The organism is Archangium sp. (assembly GCF_036389735.1).
Lineage (GTDB): Bacteria > Myxococcota > Myxococcia > Myxococcales > Myxococcaceae > Archangium.
The window spans coordinates 1-6,251 of sequence record NZ_DASVWK010000592.1 but is presented as its reverse complement, the minus strand read 5'-3'; the positions used below and the strand labels follow the sequence as shown (position 1 = coordinate 6,251).

The 6,251-nt window shown below is 68.7% G+C and carries 6 protein-coding genes; all 6 read right to left on the bottom strand.

The features are described from left to right. Window positions 1-103 precede the first annotated feature (103 nt). Window positions 104-1,036: a hydroxymethylglutaryl-CoA lyase gene (locus VF794_RS20745; protein ID WP_331113032.1), complete on the bottom strand. Its 933-nt coding sequence runs from the start codon at window positions 1,034-1,036 to the stop codon at window positions 104-106. Window positions 1,037-1,053: 17 nt separating this feature from the next. Next, a complete protein-coding gene (locus VF794_RS20740) occupies window positions 1,054-1,458 on the bottom strand; it encodes a cobalamin B12-binding domain-containing protein (protein ID WP_331113030.1) in 405 nt (134 codons plus the stop codon). Then, window positions 1,451-2,179 carry a class I SAM-dependent methyltransferase gene (locus tag VF794_RS20735; RefSeq protein WP_331113028.1) on the bottom strand — a complete coding sequence of 243 codons (729 nt, stop codon included), beginning with the start codon at window positions 2,177-2,179 and terminating at the stop codon, window positions 1,451-1,453. Before VF794_RS20735 ends, VF794_RS20740 begins: the two co-directional genes overlap by 8 nt. 16 nt (window positions 2,180-2,195) lie before the next feature. Beyond that, the gene (locus VF794_RS20730) at window positions 2,196-4,175 is read right to left on the bottom strand and encodes a methylmalonyl-CoA mutase family protein (RefSeq protein WP_331113026.1); all 1,980 of its coding nucleotides are present in this window, start codon (window positions 4,173-4,175) and stop codon (window positions 2,196-2,198) included. A 27-nt stretch (window positions 4,176-4,202) separates the two neighbouring features. Beyond that, window positions 4,203-5,399 (bottom strand): aminotransferase class I/II-fold pyridoxal phosphate-dependent enzyme, encoded by a 1,197-nt coding sequence (locus tag VF794_RS20725; RefSeq protein WP_331113024.1) that lies wholly within the window; start codon window positions 5,397-5,399, stop codon window positions 4,203-4,205. A 15-nt stretch (window positions 5,400-5,414) separates the two neighbouring features. Continuing rightward, a partial coding sequence (locus VF794_RS20720; protein ID WP_331113022.1) for a phosphatase PAP2 family protein occupies window positions 5,415-6,251 on the bottom strand: 837 nt, incomplete at its 5' end.

The window sequence follows — 6,251 nt, the reverse complement described above, 5'->3', positions numbered from 1 at the left end:
CGCACGCGACGTCCCCGGTGGAGAAGTCCGAGCGCGGCACCCTGACCGCGGGCAGCTCGGCCGGAACCGTGCAGTAGTCCCCGAGCGGGAGGACGGGCGACGATCAGGCCGGGCTACGGGCCCGGCGATTCGCCTTCTTCTCGCGCTCGCCCAGGGCCGCTTGGAGGAACTTGCCCGCGAGCTTCCGGCCGATGAGCTCCTGCGCGACCATGCCCGCCTCGACGAGCTTGTCGAGCTGGATGCCCGTCTTCACGCCCATGCCGTGGAGCATGTAGACGATGTCCTCGGTGGCGAGGTTGCCGGCTGCTCCGGGGGCATACGGGCACCCGCCGAGCCCACCGATGCTGGCGTCGAACGTCGTCACGCCCATCTGGAGGCCCACCAGAGCGTTGGCCAGCGCCGTGCCGCGCGTGTCGTGCAGGTGCAGCGCCAGCTTCTCCACCGGGATGTACTCCAGCAGCGCGGAGAGGATCTGCTCCGTCTGCCTCGGCGTGCCCACGCCGATCGTGTCACCCAGGCTCAGCTGGTAGATGCCACCGTCGATCAGGGCGCGACTGATCTCCACCACCCGCGCCACGGGCACCTCGGCCTCGTAGGGGCAGCCCCAGACCGTGGACAGGTAGCCGCGCACCCGCAGCCCCGCCTTCAGGGCCGCCTCGGACGTCTGGCGAGCCTCGGCCACCGCCTCGTCGATGCTCTTGTTGATGTTCTTCTTCGAGTGGGCCTCGGAGGCGGAGATGAAGACCGCTGCCTCCTCCAGGCCCGCCTCCTTGGCGCGCGTGAGGCCCTTGAGGTTGGGCACCAGCGCCGAGAAGGTGACGCCCGGACGCCGTCCCACCAGGCGCAGCAGCTCCTCGGCGTCCGCGAGCTGCGGAATCCACTTGGGGTGCACGAAGGACGTGACTTCGATGCGCTTCTCCCCCGCGGCGATCAGCGCCTCGATGAGCCGGGCCTTGTCGCGCGTGGGCAGCGTTCGCAGCTCGTTCTGCAAGCCGTCGCGAGGGCCGACCTCGTAGACGTCGACCCGCTCCGGCATTCTTCCCAGCAACCCCGCTACGCGCGGGCCGCGATGTTCGTTCGGATCCACTGGACGATGTCCTGCGTCGAGCTTCCGGGGGTGAAGATCTCCGTCACTCCCATGGTTTTCAGCTTGGGGATGTCGTCGTCCGGGATGATGCCTCCGCCGAACACCGCGATGTCGATCGCGTTGCTCTTCTTCAGCAGATCGATCACCGCCGGGAAGAGCGTCATGTGCGCTCCCGACATGATGGACATGCCGATGGCGTCGACGTCCTCCTGGATGGCGGCGTTGACAATCATCTCGGGTGTCTGGTGCAACCCCGTGTAGATGACCTCCATGCCCGCGTCGCGCAAGGCGCGAGCGATGATCTTCGCCCCACGGTCGTGACCATCCAGGCCCGGCTTGGCCACCAGAATTCGCAGCTTCCTCTCAGCCATGTCGCAGCTCTGCTCCCACGATGAGATCCGTTGATGTGCTCGACGGTTGCTCGCCCTCCAGCCCGCCATGCACCCAGCACATCGAAAATCCCGTGAATTCCAACAGTTGCGTCAAATCCGCAAGGGGATAGTAACGGATGGCATATCGGCCGGAAAGGACGCGCCCGTCCGGCGAGGTCAGCCGCCTGTGCCCCAGGTCCCGACCACGCACCGCGTCGAAGCGGCTCTCCTCCTCCAGCACGCCGCCGTCCGGCAACCGGGTGGAGAAGGACGCCTCGGGTTGTGACGCCAGCCGCTCGTAGGGCGTGGTGTGCAGCACCAGGCGCCCTCCGGGCCGCAGGCACCGCCCCACCTCGCGCAGCAGTGCCACGTGCTCCTCGTCCGAGAAGACGAACAGGCTCGAGTACCAGGCGTAGGCCCCCGCGAGGGAGCCCGTCCGGAACGGGAGGGAGCGGAGATCCGCTCGCACCGCTGGGAACCCCGGCAGCCGCTCGCGCAGGGAGAGCGCGTCCAGCTCCAGGCCGAGGACGCGCCCCGCCAGCGGGCCCGTGGTGTTCAGGCGCGCCGCGTGCCGGCCATGGCCGCAGCCCAGGTCCACCACCGGACCGGGCACCGGGAGTTCCTGGAAGGCCCTCGCGAGGTAGGCCACCTCCTTCGCCGTCGTCTCCTCGGAGAGGAAGGGCAGCGTGGAGCGGAGGTACAGCTCGCCGAAGAAGCTCACGAGGGCCAGGGGCTTCCTAGAAGAGGCCGCCCTCACGGTACGCGCCCCACACCTTGCGGAACACGTCGCTGATCTCTCCCAGCGTCGCGTACGCCTTCACCGCCTCCAGCACCGGCGGCATCAGGTTGTCCGAGCCCCGCGCCGCCGCCTCCACCTTCGCCAGCGCCGCGTCCACCGCCACCTGGTTGCGCTCCGACTTCACCTGCTTGAGCCGGGCGATCTGCGACTCCTGCACCTTCTCGTCGATGTGCAGCAGCTCGATCGGCGCCTCCGTGTTCGACTTGAACGCGTTCACGCCCACGATGAGGCGGTCACCCTGCTCCACCTCGCGCTGGAAGCGGTAGGCGCTCTCGCCGATCTCCTTCTGCGGGTACTGCTCCTCCACCGCCCGGATGATGCCGCCCATCTCGTCGATGCGGCGGATGTACTCGAGCGCCCGCTTCTCCATCTCGTCGGTGAGGTACTCCACGAAGTAGCTGCCCGCGAGCGGATCCACCACGCGGTCCGCGCCGGACTCGTGGGCGATGAGCTGCTGGGTGCGCAGCGCGATCGTCACCGACTCCTCGGTGGGCAGCGCGTACGTCTCGTCCAGCGAGTTGGTGTGCAGCGACTGGGTGCCGCCGAGCACCGCCGCGAAGGCCTGGAGCGCCGTGCGCACCACGTTGTTGTACGGCTGCTGCGCCGTGAGGGACACGCCGGCCGTCTGCGCGTGCGTCTTGAGCTGCATGGAGCGCGGGTTCTTCGCGCCGAAGCGATCGCGCATCACGTGCGCCCAGATGCGGCGGGCCGCGCGGAACTTGGCGACCTCCTCGAAGAAGTCGTTGTGCACGTCCCAGAAGAACGAGAGCCCCGGCGCCACGTCGTCCACGCTCAAGCCGCGCTTGACGCACTCCTCGACGTAGCCGATGCCGTCGGCCAGCGTGAAGGCCAGCTCCTGCACCGCCGTCGCTCCGGCCTCGCGGATGTGGTAGCCGCTGACGGAGACCGGGTACCACTTCGGCATGTTCTTCGTGCAGAACTCGATCATGTCCGTCACGATCCGCACCGCGGGCCGGGGACCGACGATCCACTCCTTCTGCGCGATGTACTCCTTGAGCATGTCGTTCTGGATGGTGCCCGCGAGCCTGGCCATCGGAACGCCCTGCTTCTCACCCACCGCGATGTACATGCAGAGCGCGACGATGGCGCTCGCATTGATCGTCATCGAGGTGGTGACCTTGTCGAGCTGGATGCCGTCGAAGAGGACCTCGAAGTCGCGCAGCGAGGAGACGCTCACGCCCTCCTTGCCCACCTCGCCGCGGCTCATGGAGTGGTCGCAGTCGTAGCCCATGAGCGCGGGCATATCGAAGGCCGTGGACAGGCCCGTCATGCCGTGGCTGATGAGGTACTTGAAGCGCTTGTTGGTGTCCTCGGGCGTGCCGAAGCCGGCGAACTGGCGCATCGTCCAGAGGCGACCGCGGTACATGGTGGGCTGCGGGCCGCGGGTGAACGGGAACTGGCCCGGCAGGCCGATGTTGTCCGGGGACTCGGTGCGGCGCTCGGCCAGCGTGACCACGTCCGGGATGGGGATGCCCGAGTCGGTGACGAACGTCTTGCGGCGCAGCGGCATCTTCTGCGTCACCGCGGCCAGGTCCGTCTTGGCCCACTGCTCGGCGCTCTGGGCCACCGCCTTCACCGTGGCCGCGTCATAGGAGCGCAGCGCCGCGCTCTTCTTGCGCGGGGTGACCTTCTTCGCCACCGCCTTGACGGCCTTCGACGCGGCCTTCGTCGCCGCCTGGGTCGCGGCCTTCACGGCCTTCACGGCCTTGGTCGCCTTCGACGCGGCCTTCTTGGGAGCCTTGGCCACCGGCCTGGCGACCTTCGCCACCTTGGCCGGAGTCCGACCGGCCTTCTTGGCGGATTCGGTCGTACGGGGAGCGGTGAGACTCTTGGAAACGGACTGGGAGCGCGCGGGCATGTTGGCGCCGGATGTAGCACCCGCGTTGTAGCGTCGCAAGCCACCCCACTCCCAGGGGTGCGGGCGTCAGCGCCCTCGTGTGAGGCCCGTCTTCAGCCGCCGTACCGCCTCGTCCAGCACCGCCTCGGTCTTACAGAAGGCGAAGCGCGCCATTCCCTGCCCCAGGTGCTTGTGCGCCGGGTTGTAGAAGACGCTCGGGGGAATGGCCGCCACTCCCACCTCCGTCACCAGGTGTCGGCAGAAGGCCACGTCGTCCGCGAAGCCCCTCCCGGTGATATCGGCCATGATGAAGTAGCTGCCCTCGGGCACGTACGCCTGGAGTCCCGCCTCGGCGAGCCCCGCCAGCAGCCGCTCTCGCTTGGACAGGTAGAGGGCACCCAACTCCTGGAAGTACGCGTCCGGCAGCCGCAGCGCCGCCGCGAAGGCCGCCTGGAGGGGCGAGGCCGTGGCGAACGTGACGAACTGGTGGGCACGCTGCACCGCGTCACGCAGCGGGGGCGGAGCGATGATCCACCCCACCTTCCACCCGGTGAGGCTGAAGCTCTTCCCCCCGCTGCTCACCGTCACCGTGCGATCCGCCAGCACGGGGAGCGTGGCCGGGCGCACATGACGCGCCGGGCCGAAGAGGATGTGCTCGTACACCTCGTCCGAGAGCACCTTCACGTCGTGCTCGGCGCACAACCCGCCGAGGAACTCGAGCTCCTCGCGGGTGAACACCTTCCCGGTGGGGTTGTGGGGCGTGTTGAGGATCAGCACCCGCGTCCGGGGACCGAAGGCGGCGCGCACCTCGTCCCGGTCGAACCACCACGCGGCATGCGAGGCGTCCGGCGGGCGCAGCGGCACGTAGCGCGCCTTCGCTCCGATGAAGGCGAGGTTCGCGTCGTACGAGTCATAGAAGGGCTCGAAGACGATCACCTCGTCGCCCGGGTCCACCAGGCCCAACAGCACGCAGAAGATGGCCTCGGTCGCACCGCTGGTGACGGTCACCATGGTGTCCGGATCGATGCCCGTGTGCCCGTGGAAGCGCGCCCCGTGCTCGGCGATGGCCACGCGCAGGTCCCGCAGGCCGGTGCTCGGGGCGTACTGGTTGACGCCGTCGGTGATGGCCTTGCGCGCGGCTTCCTTCACGGCCTCGGGCCCGTCGAAGTCCGGGAAGCCCTGGCCCAGGTTCATCGCCCCATGCTTCAGGGCGAGCGCGCTGAACTCCGAGAAGACGGTGGTACCGAGATGGGCCACGCGGCCCGCGAGGATCGGCCTGCTCATGCGTACGCTCCCTTGCTAGGGGCGCACGATAGCGTCCATTCGCACCGGGCGCGCTTCCGCATCGCGTCGCGCGGCGGCCCGGCTCCAGCCCACGGCCAGTCCCACCACCACCACCATCAGCGGCACCGCGCAGATGAGGTCCGTGAGGTAGTGGAAGCGCCCCACCAGGGTGGCGGCGATCAGGCCGATGGCCGGCAGCAGCATGATGCGGAAGACGCGGGGTGAGAACCGGAAGGCGTACACCAGCACCAGCAGCGCCGTCCCGGTGTGCCCCGAGGGGAAGCAGTCCCGCGCGAAGGGCGGCTGACGCATCAGCGAGTCCAGGAAGGACGTCACCCATACGCCCTGGAGCGGCTGGGAGAAGTGGTCGAAGAGGAAGTAGCGCGGGCCGATGGCCGGCACCAGCGCGTAGCAGACGTAGTTGAAGGCGAAGAAGAGGCTGAGGGCGATCAGGTACTCGTCGAAGGCCTCCCGGCGCCCGGTGAAGTACAGCTCCAGAACCAGGGCCAGCGGCCAGACGAAGTGGCCGTAGTAGCAGACCATCAGGATGTCGGTGAGCCAGGGCGGCACGATCTGCCCGAGCACCACCGAGGCCTGTGCCCCGAGCAGCTGCTGATCCATGGCGGCGAGCTGGCCGTCACGCAGCCCCGTGGTGGCGGCGGTGACCAGGGGATCCAACAGCCCGTGGCTGAGGCTCAAGACGGGCAGCAACCAGAAGGACGCCACGAAGCCCAGCAGCCGGTGTCGCGGGAAGTAGGACTCCAGGGTGCGGAGGACCAGCGGCCCGAGCGCGAAGATGCCGAAGTGGAGCGCGGACCTCGATGCGCCGGGTACCCAACTGGCTGGACCCAC